Raw genomic sequence first — 12,810 nt, forward strand, 5'->3', positions numbered from 1 at the left:
ACCCGGCGCTGGCTGCGCGACCGTACGATCGGGGCATGGGCCTCAAGCAGACCGTCGGACGCCAGCTCGCACCGCGACTCCAGGAGCTCGCGCCCGGCCTCACGTCGGGGTTCGTCCGTGAGGCGCTGAACCGCGCCATCGACGGCGTCGGGCCCCTGCCGCCGGCGGCCAAGGCGGCCGACAAGCAGCTGGCGGAGCAGAAGGGCAGCGTCGACCGCGCGATCCACGAGGTGATCGAGAACAACGTCCGCATCGCCGGCGCGCAGGGCTTCGCGACCAACGTCGGCGGCCTGGTGACGATGGCCTTCGCCATCCCGGCCAACATCACCGGCCTGGCGATCATCCAGTGTCGGATGGTGGCCGGCATCGCGCACCTGCGCGGCCACGACCTCGAGGACCCGCGCGTCCGCAACGCGATCCTGGCCCTGCTGCTCGGCGAGGAGCAGGTGGGCGACCTCGTCAAGAAGAAGAAGATCCCCACCACGCCGATGGGCCTGGCCTCCGCCCCCGCCCACGACCCGACCATCGACGGCGTCATCTCCGCCGTGGTCGCCACCGACATCATCACCCGCGTCGCGGGCAAGCGGCTGGCCACCACCGTCGGCCGCCGGGTACCCGTGATCGGCGGTGTCGTCGGTGCCGGCGCCGACGGCTACGCGACCTGGAAGATCGGTCGGTACGCCGACCGGGAGCTGCTGCCCCGCCGGAAGTGAGGCGCGCCGCTTAGGCCGTACGGTGCCGCGCGACCAGCGCCAGCAGCGCTGCGTGGGACTCGCGGTCGCGTGCGGCGATGATCCCCGGGCCCTCATGAACGGCGTTGCCGTCGAAGTCGGTGATGACGCACGCGGCCGCCTGGCACAGGGCGATCCCGGCGGCGAAGTGCACGCTGCCCTCCAGCCGACCGTCGGTGACGTAGCCGAGCCGACGCCCCGACGCGACCCAGGCGAGGGCCAGGGTGGTGGACTCGATGCGCGGATTGAACACCGCACGGAAGTCGGGGTCGGCGGCGAGCTGGGCTCCGACGAAGGGGCGGTCGAGCGGGCCGTCGGCATTGATGTCGACCAGCTGGTTCGGCGCCGGCGGTTCTGTCGAGCTTCGGCCGAGGACGCCGAACTCCTGCCCGGCGGACCAGTACAGCTCACCGGTCGGCGGGTGGCTCACCGTCGCGGCAACGGTCACCCCCGCGTCGACGAGGGCGACGTTCACGCAGAACGAGGGAGATCCGGCCGCGAAGTTGAGCGTGCCGCACAACGGGTCGACCAACCACGTACGACCGCCCGCGCCGGCGTGCACGGCACCGAGCTCCTCACCCTCGAACCCGTCCTCCGGCCGAGCAGCGTGGATGACGTCCAGGATCGCCCGCTCCGCGGCGCGATCCGCCTCCGTGGCGAAGTCCGTGGCCGTCTTGTGGTGCCGCGTCAGGGGCGACCCGAACATCTCGGTGAGCACGGCCGCACCCGCCCGCGCCGCGTCCAGTGCAACGTCACGGTCAGTTCTGTCAGGCACCGGGCCATCGAAGCACGAGACGCGCGACCTACTTCTTCCCTCGCGCCCGCCGGTAGGCGTCGAGGGTCCCCCGGCCGGCCGGGCTGTCCTCCAGCGACGTGACGATCTTGCGCTTCACGCGGTACGACGGTGTGAGCCGCGCGCGGTCGCGCTCGTCGCGCGCTTCGCGGAGCTCCTCGTGGAGCCGCTCCTCGACCGCGCGGAGGCGGGCGCCCTCGACCAGGAGGGCCGAGATGGCGTCGAGGGCGGGCGGCAGCAGCACGTCGGCCGTGGCGACGTCGGGATCGGCGAAGGAGCCGGGGTCGGGCCCGATCAGGTCGTCGAGCGAGCCGCTCACGTCGTACCCCCGCGAGGTCATCACCTCGACCCAGCTGCGGCAGAGGTCCTGCGCCCAGGCGTGGTCGTCGGGCGCGAGCCCGAGGCGCGCCGAGGCGACGCCGCGCGAGAGCGTCTGGTGGGCGAGCAGCTCGCGGACCAGGGGGCGGTAGTCGGGCGGCGCGAGGATCGAGGTGACCCGCTGGTTGATCGTGCGCAGCAGCGAGGTCTCCGGCACGCCGAGCGACGGGTTCTCGCGCTCGGCGGTCAGGTCGAGGTCGAGCCCCTCGAGGCCGAAGGCGTGGGAGAAGCGACGCCAGAGCTCGCCGCGGTCGGCGCCCGACGGCGGCACCGTGACGAGGTGCACCTGCGACGGCGGCAGCGAGGCGCCCCACCGGTCGAGGATGTCGGGGATCTCCTGCACCGCCCAGAACCACGAGCCGATCCTCGAGTCGCGTGCCGGGTCGCGGATGGTGCGGAGGAACTTGGCGTACGTGATGTGGCTGCGGTGCTTGACGTTCTCCTGCCACTCCGCCGGGATCTGGCGCACCAGGTCGCGCACCGACAGCACGAGGTGCACCTCGGCGTCGCCGAGCGACTCGAGCGCGCGCGCCACCTGCGTCGGTGTGGCCCGCGCGAAGATCTCGTGGCTGATGATCGAGGTGCCGTGCCAGTCGCGCACCTGCTCGGCCAGCCGGTCCCACGCCCCGACGGCCTCGGTCTCGAGGCCGCCCCAGGGCAGCGTCATCAGGTCGAGCGCGGCCAGGAAGTGCGCGTCGAAGCGGTCGGCGGGATAGAGGATGTCGTGCTCGCGCAGCACCTTCTGGTTGCGGAAGAGGACGTCCTGGAGGTACGACGTGCCGGTCTTCGGGCAGCCCACGTGCAGCAGCACTCGCCTGCTCACCGCTCCACCTGCCTCTCCGTCGTCCGCGCGGACCCGGCCCGCCAGCCCGGGTCGACGACCATCCTGATGGCCAGGTCCAGCACCTGCTGGTCGTCGGGCCCGGCCGGACCGGACGCCATCGACGCCGCAGCGTGTGGCGCGAGGTCGGCGAGGTCGCCGACGACAGAGTAGCCAGCGCGGGTCACGCCGCGGACGGTGCGCGCCGCGGACGCCGCCACCCAGTCCCGCTCGCGATCAGGGACGACGACGGGCGCGACGGTGCTGTCGGGGATCCGCTGCTGCAGCGTCCGCATCAGCCCCGGTCGCTCGTGGGCCGGGACCCGGAGACCCACTACCGCAGCGATGCGGCGGGCGAGCTCGGCCTGGTCCGCGCCCGGCACCCGCACCGCGGGCACCGACCGTACGCCGACCTGGCGGGGCAGCCGGTCGAGGTCGGTGACGACGCGGACGAAGGGCCGGTGCCCGCGCCAGCGGCGGACCGACGCGACGAGGTCGGCACGGTCGGGCAGCTGGTCGCGCTCGCGCCAGAACCGCAGCCACTCGGCCCACGGGGTCGCGCCGGTCTCGAAGCAGCGCTGGGTCCAGGTGTGGGCGAGCAGCTCGTCGAGCGGACGCCCGACCGCGACGACGAACGGGCGCGGCCCGCCCTCGGGACGGCCCCGCGCGGCCAGGTGCTCGCGCAGGGCGACGGTCACGACGGGATCGCCGACCAGCCGGAAGCGTCGCCGCCACGGCTTGGCCCAGGTGGTGGTGACCGGGTCGGCGCCGAGGGCGACGAGGTCGTCGGCGAGCAGGACGCTCGCCACCCGGAGCAGCTCGTGCGGTCCGACCGTCGCGGGGTCGACCGGTACCGCCCCGAAGCCGTGGTGGGGCAGGCCGACGAGCGGCAGGTCGGCCTTGCCGCGCCCGGCGGCCGGGGTCGCCAGCACGCGGTCGGCGAGTCGAGTGCGGTCGCGGCCGTGGTCGCCGCGGGGCTGCGCACTCGACCCGGAGGCCAGGTTGAGCCGGCGGAGCAGCTCGAGCTGCTGGGCTCCGGGCAGCGGGCGAGCGGTGGACGGGTCAGCCTCTCCGGTCCACGCCAGCCAGGGCGTCGTACCCCCGTCGCGCAGGTGCGCGACCCATCCGTGGGCGCGCCCGACCGCGCCGGGGCCGGCGGACTGGGGGCTGGTCGTGGTCAACGGTCGCGCAACCGGCGAGCGGTCTCGCGGAGCTTGCCGCTCATGGTGTCGGGCACGGCGCGGCTGGCCGCCTCCTGGGTCATCACGGCGAGCGCGTCGAGCGCGGCACCGAGCTCGAGCTTGGCGCGGACCCGGTCGGGGTTGCGCCACTCGTCGTCCTCGGCGGGCCGGCGCGGCCGCAGGTCCTCGGCGTCGCCGATCACGTCCACGCCGCTGCCCTTGATCCAGTCGATCCAGACCTGGGCGCGCTCCTCGGCGAACTCGTACCTCTCGGGAGGCAGCCGTACGGGGATCGCCGTACGCGTCACCAGCACCTCTTGGGCGAGCACCTCGCGGATCAGGTTGTCGTAGGCCGGGTCGCGCCACACGCCGAGCTCGAGGCGGCGGTTGAGCTTGCGGAGGAGTGAGGTCTCGGCGATGCCGAGCGAGCGGTTGTCGCGCTCGGAGTCGAGCGGCGCCCAGGAGGGATCGATGCTGAAGGCGCGGCAGAACCGCAGCCACAGCTCGTCGCCGTTGGGGCCGCGGTCGTGCGGCACGGTGACGACGTGGACCTGCTCGGGGGGCAGCTTGGCGCCCCACTGGGACAGCACCCGCGGCAGGTCCATCGCGTTGAAGAACCAGGTCTGGCCGCGCTCGACCTTGGTGAGGAAGCGCTTGAAGGGCCACTTGCGGCCCTGCTTGATCGACTCCTGCCACGCGGCGGGCAGCTGGCGGCCGAGGTCGCGCGCGGAGTAGATGACGTGCACCTCGCTGCCGGCGAGGTCGTTCATCGCCTTGGCGATCTTGTCGGGCTTGGCCCCGGCGAGGATCTCGTGGCTGATCACCACGTTGCCGTCGGCGCGGTTGACCCGCTTGACCATCGCCTCCCACGACCCCTTGGCGTGACCGGGCGCACCGCCCCAGTCCTGGTCGAGCAGGTCGAGCGCGGCGCGGAAGTGGAAGGTGTCCGAGCGCCCCATCCGCGAGGACGGGATCGTCACGCCGTGGCGAGACAGGGAGGAGGCGTTGAGCACGAGCCGGTCCTGGAGGTACGTCGTCCCCGTCTTGGGGGCCCCGATGTGGAGGTGGACGACGCGGCTCATGCGGCTGATTGTGCCAGTCACCCGCCCAGCGCTCGTACGACGGCGCTCGGGCTCGGGCGGCCCAGCTCGCCGGCCATCCAGACGCTGGTCGACACGACGGCGTCGAGGTCGACACCGTGGTCGATGCCGAGGCCGGTCAGCATCCACACCAGGTCCTCGGTCGCGAGGTTGCCGGTCGCCGACTTCGCGTACGGACAGCCACCGAGCCCGCCCGCGCTGGCGTCGAACGTGGTGATCCCGGACTGCAGCGCGGAGTAGGTGTTGGCGAGCGCCTGGCCGTAGGTGTCGTGGAAGTGCATGGCCAGCCGGTCGGTGCCCACGCCCGCGTCGGCGAAGGCCGCGACCAGCGCCGTCACGTGCCCCGCAGTGGCGACGCCGATGGTGTCGCCGAGGCTCAGCTGGCTGGCGCCGAGGTCGAGCAGCCGGGTGCCGGCGGTGACGACCTGCCCGATCGGCACGGCGCCTTCCCACGGGTCGCCGAAGCACATCGAGACATAGGCCCGGACGTCCATCCCGGCCTCGCGGGCCCGCGCCACGGTCGGCTCGAACATCGCGAACTGCTCGTCGAACGTGCGGTTGAGGTTCTTGCTCGCGAAGGTCTCGGTGGCGCTGCCGAAGATCGCGATGTGCTCCAGGCCGAGCTCGAGCGCCCGGTCGAGGCCGCGCTCGTTGGGCACGAGCACCGGCAGGTGCCGACCCTCCTCGCCCAGGTCGGCCATCAGCTCGGCGGCGTCGGCCAGCTGCGGGACCCACGTCGGGTGCACGAAGCTGGTGGCCTCGACGATCGGGAGACCGGCGGTCAGGAGACGGCGTACGAACTCGGCCTTGACCGCGACCGGCACGATCGCCTTCTCGTTCTGCAGGCCGTCGCGCGGACCGACCTCGTAGATCGTGACGGCGGACGGGAGGCCGTCGGCGCGGACGGTCATCGGCAGGTCAGCCATCGGTCGGCTCCACCACGAACAGCACCGCGCCGAGCTTCACGAGGTCGCCGGTGGCCGCGCCGACCGTCGTGACGGTACCGGCGAAGGGCGCCTTGAGCGCGAGCTCCATCTTCATCGCCTCCATCACGCCCAGCGTCTCACCCTCGGCCACGGTCGCGCCCTCGGCGACGTTGACCGCCAGGACGGTGCCCGGCATCGGCGCGACGAGCGTGCCGTCGCCGCCCGCGGCCGCATGGTCGGCGAAGGGATCCGGCCGGTCCCACACCCAGCGCTGGCCGCGGTGCACGACCTCGACGAAGTCGCGCTGCACGTTGAGCACGGCGTGCTCGGCGCGGCCGTCCACGAGCAGGTGGACGGTGTGGTCGGCCGCCGACACCAGGCGTACGTCGTGGGCGATGCCGTCGTGCTCGACGCGACCGCGGTGCCGGTCGACCACCACGAGGTCGTCGCCCAGGACCACCGTGTCGGGCGCGGGGTCGGCGCCCATCCGCCAGCCGTCGGCGCGCCAGGGGCCGCTCGTGCCCGTCGTGTCGAGCAGCACCTCGGTCCACGCGCCGAAGACGCGCGCCAGGTCAGCGTCGGGTGCCGGCACCTCGTGGTCGTCGAGCCAGGCGGTGTCGATCGTGGTGTCGCGGAACTCGTCGGAGGCCGCGAGCGCGCGCAGGAAGCCGGTGTTCGTGGTGATGCCGAGGATCGCGGTCTCGCCCAGCGCAGCGACCAGTCCGGCACGGGCGGCCTCGCGATCGGCGCCCCACGCGATCACTTTGCCGAGCATCGGGTCGTACGACGTGCTGACCTCCTGGTCGGGTTCGAGCGCGTGGTCGACGCGGATCCCGTCGCCCGAACCCCACCGCACGATCGACGTACGTCCGGCCTGGGGCAGAAAACCGTGGAAGGAGTCCTCGGCGTAGACCCGCGCCTCGATGGCATGGCCGTCGAGGGTGACGTCGTCCTGGGCGAAGCCCAACGGCTCTCCCGCGGCCACGCGCAGCTGCAGCTCGACCAGGTCGACCCGCTCGCTCCCCTTGTCGGACTGGACCCGGACGACCTCCTCGGTGACGGGGTGCTCCACCTGGAGGCGGGTGTTCATCTCGAGGAAGTAGAACTCGCCGGTCGCGTTGTCGAGCAGGAACTCCACCGTGCCGGCGCCGGTGTAGCCGCACTGCTCGGCGAGGGCGACGGCAGACGACGTGATCGCCGCGCGCTGCTCGGCGCTGATCGTCGGAGCAGGCGCCTCCTCCAGCACCTTCTGGTGCCGCCGCTGGGTGGAGCAGTCGCGCTCGAAGAGGTGGACCACGTCGCCGTGGGTGTCGCCGAAGACCTGCACCTCGATGTGGCGGCCGGACTCGACGTACTTCTCCACCAGCAGGGTGTCGTCGCCGAACGCCTTGGCCGCCTCGCGCCCGGCTGCGTCGCGCGCCTCGACGAAGTCCGCCGGACCGCGGACGACGCGCATGCCCTTGCCGCCGCCGCCGGCAGCGGCCTTGACCAGGACGGGGTAGGCAAAGCCGGAGGGGTCGTCCTCGAGGGAGTACGACGGCACGACCGGCACGCCGGCGGCGAGCGCGATCTCGCGGGCCCGGTCCTTGCGGCCCATCGCGTCCATCACGTCTGAGCTCGGCCCGACGAGGACGACGCCGTTGCTGCCCTCCAGCGCTCGGGCGAACGCGCTGTTCTCCGACAGGAAGCCGTAGCCGGGGTGGACGAAGCCGGCACCGCTCTCGCGCGCAGCGGCGACCACGGCGTCGATGTCGAGGTAGGACCCGACCCGGACCGCGGCGTCGGCCGCGCGTACGTGCGGCGCCTCGGCGTCGAGGTCGGTGTGAATCGCGACCGCGCGCCAGCCGAGGCGGTGCGCGGTGCGCATCACCCGGAGCGCGATCTCGCCGCGGTTGGCGATGAGGAGGGTGTTCATGTCACATCCTGAAGATGCCGTAGCGGGGCTCGGGAATGGGCGGGTACGACGTCGCGGCGAGGGCCATGCCGAGCACCCGGCGGGTGTCGGCGGGGTCGATGATCCCGTCGTCCCAGAGTCGGGCGCTGGCGTAGTAGGGCGAGCCCTGCGTCTCGTACTGCTCGCGGATCGGCGCCTTGAAGGCCTCGACGGCCGCGTCGTCCTCGAGGTCGGTGCGTACGGTCGCGAGCACCGACGCGGCCTGCTCGCCGCCCATCACCGAGATGCGCGCGTTGGGCCACATCCAGAGGAAGCGCGGGTCGTACGCGCGGCCGCACATGCCGTAGTTGCCGGCGCCGAACGAGCCGCCGATGACGACGGTGAACTTGGGCACGACGCTGCACGCGACGGCGGTGACGAGCTTGGCGCCGTCGCGGGCGATGCCGCGGTTCTCGTACTCCCGGCCGACCATGAAGCCGGTGATGTTCTGCAGGAACACCAGCGGGATCTTGCGCTGGTTGCACAGCTCGATGAAGTGGGCGCCCTTGAGCGCCGACTCGCTGAAGAGGATGCCGTTGTTGGCGACGATGCCGACCTCATAGCCGTCGATCCGGGCGAAGCCGCAGACCAGGGTGTCGCCGTAGAGCTTCTTGAACTCGTGGAAGCGGCTGCCGTCGACCACCCGGCGGATCACCTCGCGCACGTCGTACGGCGTGCGGGTGTCGGTGGGGACGACGTCGTAGAGCGACTCCGGCGGCTCGTGCGGCTCCTCGACGTCGGCCGCCGCCTCGCGGGCGGGCCGGACCGCGGGGAGGGTGTCGACGATCGAGCGGACGATCTCCAGGGCGTGCGCGTCGTCCTCGGCGAGGTGGTCGACCACGCCCGACGTACGCGCGTGCACGTCGCCACCGCCGAGGTCCTCGGCCGTCACGACCTCGCCCGTCGCGGCCTTCACCAGCGGCGGTCCACCCAGGAAGATCGTGCCCTGGTTGCGCACGATGACGGTCTCGTCGGACATCGCGGGGACGTACGCGCCGCCAGCGGTGCAGGAACCCATGACGCTGGCGATCTGCGGGATGCCCTGGGCCGACAGGTTCGCCTGGTTGAAGAAGATCCGGCCGAAGTGCTCCCGGTCGGGGAAGACTTCGTCCTGCATCGGCAGGAACGCGCCACCCGAGTCGACGAGGTAGATGCAGGGCAGGTGGTTCTCCGCGGCGATCGTCTGCGCGCGGAGGTGCTTCTTGACCGTCATAGGGTAGTAGGTGCCGCCCTTGACGGTCGCGTCGTTGGCCACGATCACGCACTCGCGGCCCGACACCCGGCCGATGCCGGCCACGACTCCCGCCGACGGCACCGCGAAGTCGTCGCCCGCGTCGCGGGCGTACATCCCGTAGGCCGCGAGCGGCGCCAGCTCGAGGAACGGGCTGCCGGCGTCGAGCAGCCGGTCGACGCGGTCGCGTGCGAGCAGCTTGCCCCGGTCGGTGTGCTTGCGGCGGGCGCTCTCCGAGCCACCCTGGCGCACGCGCGCCAGCCGGGAGCGCAGGTCGTCGACGAGCTCGCGCATGGTCGGGGGGGTGCTCACAGGCTCGGACACGCCCTCAGGTTAGCGATCGTTAACCTGTCGAGTCCAGTGGTGGGAACTCGCCGTTCAGCGATGTGCCGTGGCCCGGCACCGTCGTCAGCCGGAGGGTGCCACCAGCGGCGGCCATCCGGGCCTCCATCCCGAGCAGCCCGCCGGGCTCGACGCGGCTCCGGTCGAAGCCGCGACCGTCGTCGGAGACGCTGAACGACAGGTGCGGCCGGCCTCGTACGGTGACGCGTACGCCGCTCGCGCCGGCGTGCTTGGCCACGTTGGTGAGGGCCTCGAGGATGCAGAAGTACGCCGCCGCCTCGACCTGCCGACTCGGCCGCTCGAAGTCGGCGACGTCGAGCGTGACCGGCACGACCGAGCGCCGCGCCGTGGCCTGGAGGGCGATCACGAGCCCGCGCTCGGCCAGAAGTGGCGGGTAGATGCCGCGCGCCAGCTCACGCAGCTCGTTGACGATCTCACGGTTGTCGGCCGCGAGCTGGCCGAGCAGGGCCGAGGCCCCTTCGTGGCGACCGGCCAACAGCTCCTTGCGGGCGCGCTCGATCGTCACGCTCATCGCGATCAGCCGCTGCTGCGCCCCGTCGTGGAGGTCGCGCTCGATGCTGCGCCGCGCCGCGTCGGCGACCTCGACGATGCGGGTGCGCGACTCCTCGAGCTGCTCGGTCCGCTCGGTGAGGCGGGCGTAGGCGTCGCGGACGAGGAACGTCACGACGAGCACCACGGCGGGCAACGACGCCGCGATGACGACCGCGTTGACCCACCAGATCTCGTTGAGGGCATCCTGGCGCCGGGCTTCCGCCAGGGCGGCCACTGCGGCGCTGCCCAGCACCGCATAGACGAGGAACGTGTTGAGCCAGGCCCGCGAGACGAAGGGGATGGCCACCAGCATCGGGATGAGCATCAGCATGGCGGTCAGCGGCGACAGGTTCGGCGTCGCGTAGGTGCCGCCGACCGCGAAGCAACCGGCCGAGAGCGCGAAGCCGACCAGCACCGCCGGCGCCCCGAACCGCGGGGTGAGCGGGAGCGTCAGCAGCATGAGGACGATCGACAGCAGCATCACGCCGAGGTCCACCTCCACGGCGGTGTGCCGGAACCCCAGGGCGTAGGCCACCGCCAGGATGGTGGTCGAGACCACGAGCGCGAGCAGGTTGATCCGCAGCAGCCGCACCAGTGACGGGTCCAACGAGTCCCAGCCCGACAGTGCGCGGGTCATCGTCGCGGTGCCACGCCGCCGCCCACCCCGGCCTCGCTCAGGAAGACCAGCGTCGCAGCGACCCGGCGGTGCACCGGCGAGTCGGCGGGCAGGTCGAGCTTCGTGAGGATCGAGTTGATGTGCTTCTCCACGGCGCGGTCGGTGACGACGAGGTCGCTCGCGATGGCACCGTTGGTCATGCCCCGGGCCACCAGGCCGAGCACCTCGAGCTCGCGCGGTGTCAGCCGGTCGAGCAGGGAGTCGTTGCGTCGGGTTCCGGTGGCCATGAGCGCGTCCACCACGATCTGGTCGATCACGGACCCGCCAGCCGCGACCGTACGCAGCGCCGCCACCAGCTCGTCGACGTCGGCCACGCGCTCCTTGAGCAGGTAGCCGCGACCGTTGCTGCCGTCGCGGACCAGGTCGAGGGCGTACTCCACGTCGGAGTACTGCGTGAGGGCGACGACGCCGATGCCGGGATGCGTACGCCGCAGCTCACCGGCCGCGCGGATGCCCTCGTCGGTGAAGTCGGGGGGCATCCGGATGTCGGTGAGCAGCACGTCAGGACGGTGCTCGTCGACCATCGCGAGGAGCTCCGGCAGGTTGGTCGCCGTGGCGACGACGTCGATGTCGTCGAAGCCCTCGAGGAGCGCGAGCACACCGGCCCGCAGGAGGTCGCCGTCCTCGGCGAGGACGACCCGGATCGGGGGCATGCGGGCACTGTAGCCACGCCCGGCGGGTCGCGTCGGTAGAGCAGGCACCACCCTCCGAGGTGCCCGGACGGCCCTGTTACCAAGAGTGGTGCTGCCACCACTGGATTTGTTTGGCGTGGCGAGCGAGACTCTGCAGGAAGAAATGGTGCGCTGATCGTGGGGATCAGCCTGGTGGCCGCCGCGGGGGTGCGGCCCACTGGAGAAGCACCAGGGGAGGCATGTGTGATTCCGCTCGCCATCTGGGAGCAACCACGGCGTGAAGTGGCGCTTCCGTCGCCGCGTACGCCCGTCGACGGGTTAACAGGCACTAACCTCGATGCCGTGACCCCGCGCCGCCAGCAGATCCTCGACATCGCTGCCGAGCTCTTCGCTGCGCGCGGGTTCCACGGGGTGTCGGTCGCCGAGCTCGGCGCGGCGTGCGGCATCTCGGGGCCGGCGCTCTACAAGCACTTCGAGTCCAAGGACGCGATGCTGGCCGAGATGCTGGTCACCATCAGCGAGACCCTGCTGGCCGAGGGCCGCACCCGGGTCGCGAGCGCCGAGGGGGCGCGCGAGGCGCTCGAGGCGCTCGTCGAGTGGCACATCGAGTTCGCCATCGGGCACCGCGCGCTGATCGTCGTGCAGGACCGCGACTGGAGCAGCCTGCCCGACGAGGCGCGCGAGCGCGTCCGGGCCCTGCAGCGTGCGTACGTCGACGTCTGGGCCACGCAGGTGCGCCTGAATGACAGCACGATGAGCCCGGAGGCCTCGCGCACCCGCGCCCACGTGCTGTTCGGCCTGCTCAACTCCACGCCGCACAGCGGCCGGCTGCCCGACCCGCAGATGCACGACGTGCTCCGCGACATGGCCCACGGCGCCCTCGGTCTCAGCTGAGCCGCGGGGCCCCGGGGTCCGGGAACACCCCCGATAGGGTGGTGCCATGAAGCTGAGCCGGGCCCTCGAGGACGCCTTCAACGCCCAGATCACACTGGAGTTCCAGGCCTCGCTGGTCTACCGGCAGCTCTCGATCGAGCTCGACCTGATGGACCTGTCCGGCATCTCCCTGTGGTTCCGCCAGCAGGCGGACGAGGAAATCATCCACGCCCACAAGTTCATCGACCACGTGGCCGACCGCGACAACCACCCCCGGATCGGCGCCGTGCAGGCGCCGAGCGCCGTGGTGGGCAGCGTGCTCGACGCCTTCGAGGCAGCCTTCGCCCACGAGCAGAAGGTGTCGGACTCCATCCGCAACCTCTACCGGCTCGCCGAGGCCGAGGGCGACCTCGACTCCCGCCCGCTGCTCAACTGGTTCCTCGAGGAGCAGATCGAGGAGGAGGCCACGGTCAGCGAGATCGTCGGCCGGGTCAAGATGATCAACGACGACGGTCCAGGCCTGCTGCGCCTCGACGAGGAGCTCGGCTCCCGTACGACGCCGACCCCCTAGATGTGATGACCAGTCACGTTGGTCGAGATCGTGTGACGACACGGTCTGACCTGTAGGTGGGTGAAGGCCTC

At 72.0% G+C, this 12,810-nt stretch carries 12 protein-coding genes; 3 read left to right on the forward strand and 9 right to left on the reverse strand.

Annotated elements, in window-relative coordinates; translation table 11 throughout:
* Positions 1-35 precede the first annotated feature (35 nt).
* Positions 36-713 (forward strand): EcsC family protein, encoded by a 678-nt coding sequence (locus tag EUA94_RS20885; protein WP_129428827.1) that lies wholly within the window; start codon positions 36-38, stop codon positions 711-713.
* A 10-nt stretch (positions 714-723) separates the two neighbouring features.
* Here EUA94_RS20885 and EUA94_RS20890 read toward each other — a convergent pair whose 3' ends face one another.
* The 9 genes from EUA94_RS20890 to EUA94_RS20930 are packed head-to-tail and all read right to left on the reverse strand — an operon-like array spanning position 724 to position 11,316.
* Positions 724-1,506, reverse strand: coding sequence for an inositol monophosphatase family protein (locus tag EUA94_RS20890; RefSeq protein WP_129428829.1), 783 nt, complete (start codon positions 1,504-1,506; stop codon positions 724-726).
* 28 nt (positions 1,507-1,534) lie between these two features.
* Positions 1,535-2,725 carry a hypothetical protein gene (locus tag EUA94_RS20895; protein WP_129428830.1) on the reverse strand — a complete coding sequence of 397 codons (1,191 nt, stop codon included), beginning with the start codon at positions 2,723-2,725 and terminating at the stop codon, positions 1,535-1,537.
* Entirely contained in the window at positions 2,722-3,903 is a 1,182-nt protein-coding gene (locus tag EUA94_RS20900) for a hypothetical protein (protein WP_129428832.1), read from the reverse strand. Before EUA94_RS20900 ends, EUA94_RS20895 begins: the two co-directional genes overlap by 4 nt.
* Positions 3,900-4,985, reverse strand: a complete 1,086-nt coding sequence (locus tag EUA94_RS20905) for a hypothetical protein (protein ID WP_129428834.1) — start codon at positions 4,983-4,985, stop codon at positions 3,900-3,902. Before EUA94_RS20905 ends, EUA94_RS20900 begins: the two co-directional genes overlap by 4 nt.
* 17 nt (positions 4,986-5,002) lie before the next feature.
* Positions 5,003-5,929, reverse strand: coding sequence for a hydroxymethylglutaryl-CoA lyase (locus tag EUA94_RS20910; protein ID WP_129428836.1), 927 nt, complete (start codon positions 5,927-5,929; stop codon positions 5,003-5,005).
* Positions 5,922-7,844 (reverse strand): ATP-binding protein, encoded by a 1,923-nt coding sequence (locus EUA94_RS20915; protein ID WP_129428838.1) that lies wholly within the window; start codon positions 7,842-7,844, stop codon positions 5,922-5,924. The genes EUA94_RS20910 and EUA94_RS20915 overlap by 8 nt, the downstream gene beginning before the upstream one ends.
* 1 nt (position 7,845) lies before the next feature.
* Positions 7,846-9,387: a carboxyl transferase domain-containing protein gene (locus tag EUA94_RS20920; protein WP_129428858.1), complete on the reverse strand. Its 1,542-nt coding sequence runs from the start codon at positions 9,385-9,387 to the stop codon at positions 7,846-7,848.
* 49 nt (positions 9,388-9,436) lie between these two features.
* Positions 9,437-10,624 carry a sensor histidine kinase gene (locus tag EUA94_RS20925; protein ID WP_129428840.1) on the reverse strand — a complete coding sequence of 396 codons (1,188 nt, stop codon included), beginning with the start codon at positions 10,622-10,624 and terminating at the stop codon, positions 9,437-9,439.
* On the reverse strand, positions 10,621-11,316 hold the full coding sequence (locus EUA94_RS20930) for a response regulator transcription factor (RefSeq protein WP_129428842.1): 696 nt from the start codon (positions 11,314-11,316) through the stop codon (positions 10,621-10,623). Before EUA94_RS20930 ends, EUA94_RS20925 begins: the two co-directional genes overlap by 4 nt.
* A 321-nt stretch (positions 11,317-11,637) precedes the next feature.
* Here EUA94_RS20930 and EUA94_RS20935 point away from each other — a divergent pair, with 321 nt between their 5' ends.
* The gene (locus tag EUA94_RS20935; RefSeq protein ID WP_129428844.1) at positions 11,638-12,189 is read left to right on the forward strand and encodes a TetR/AcrR family transcriptional regulator; all 552 of its coding nucleotides are present in this window, start codon (positions 11,638-11,640) and stop codon (positions 12,187-12,189) included.
* Between the two features lie 46 nt (positions 12,190-12,235).
* The gene (locus EUA94_RS20940; RefSeq protein WP_129428845.1) at positions 12,236-12,739 is read left to right on the forward strand and encodes a ferritin; all 504 of its coding nucleotides are present in this window, start codon (positions 12,236-12,238) and stop codon (positions 12,737-12,739) included.
* Positions 12,740-12,810 lie beyond the last annotated feature (71 nt).

The organism is Nocardioides zhouii, assembly GCF_004137345.1.
GTDB lineage: Bacteria > Actinomycetota > Actinomycetes > Propionibacteriales > Nocardioidaceae > Nocardioides > Nocardioides zhouii.

Coding starts and splice junctions, on each gene's coding strand:
- EUA94_RS20920 (WP_129428858.1), bottom strand. CDS start 9,387: ATGCGCGAGCTCGTCGACGACCTGCGCTCCCGGCTGGCGCGCGTGCGC.
- EUA94_RS20930 (WP_129428842.1), bottom strand. CDS start 11,316: ATGCCCCCGATCCGGGTCGTCCTCGCCGAGGACGGCGACCTCCTGCGG.
- EUA94_RS20885 (WP_129428827.1), top strand. CDS start 36: ATGGGCCTCAAGCAGACCGTCGGACGCCAGCTCGCACCGCGACTCCAG.
- EUA94_RS20925 (WP_129428840.1), bottom strand. CDS start 10,624: ATGACCCGCGCACTGTCGGGCTGGGACTCGTTGGACCCGTCACTGGTG.
- EUA94_RS20910 (WP_129428836.1), bottom strand. CDS start 5,929: ATGGCTGACCTGCCGATGACCGTCCGCGCCGACGGCCTCCCGTCCGCC.
- EUA94_RS20940 (WP_129428845.1), top strand. CDS start 12,236: ATGAAGCTGAGCCGGGCCCTCGAGGACGCCTTCAACGCCCAGATCACA.
- EUA94_RS20915 (WP_129428838.1), bottom strand. CDS start 7,844: ATGAACACCCTCCTCATCGCCAACCGCGGCGAGATCGCGCTCCGGGTG.
- EUA94_RS20905 (WP_129428834.1), bottom strand. CDS start 4,985: ATGAGCCGCGTCGTCCACCTCCACATCGGGGCCCCCAAGACGGGGACG.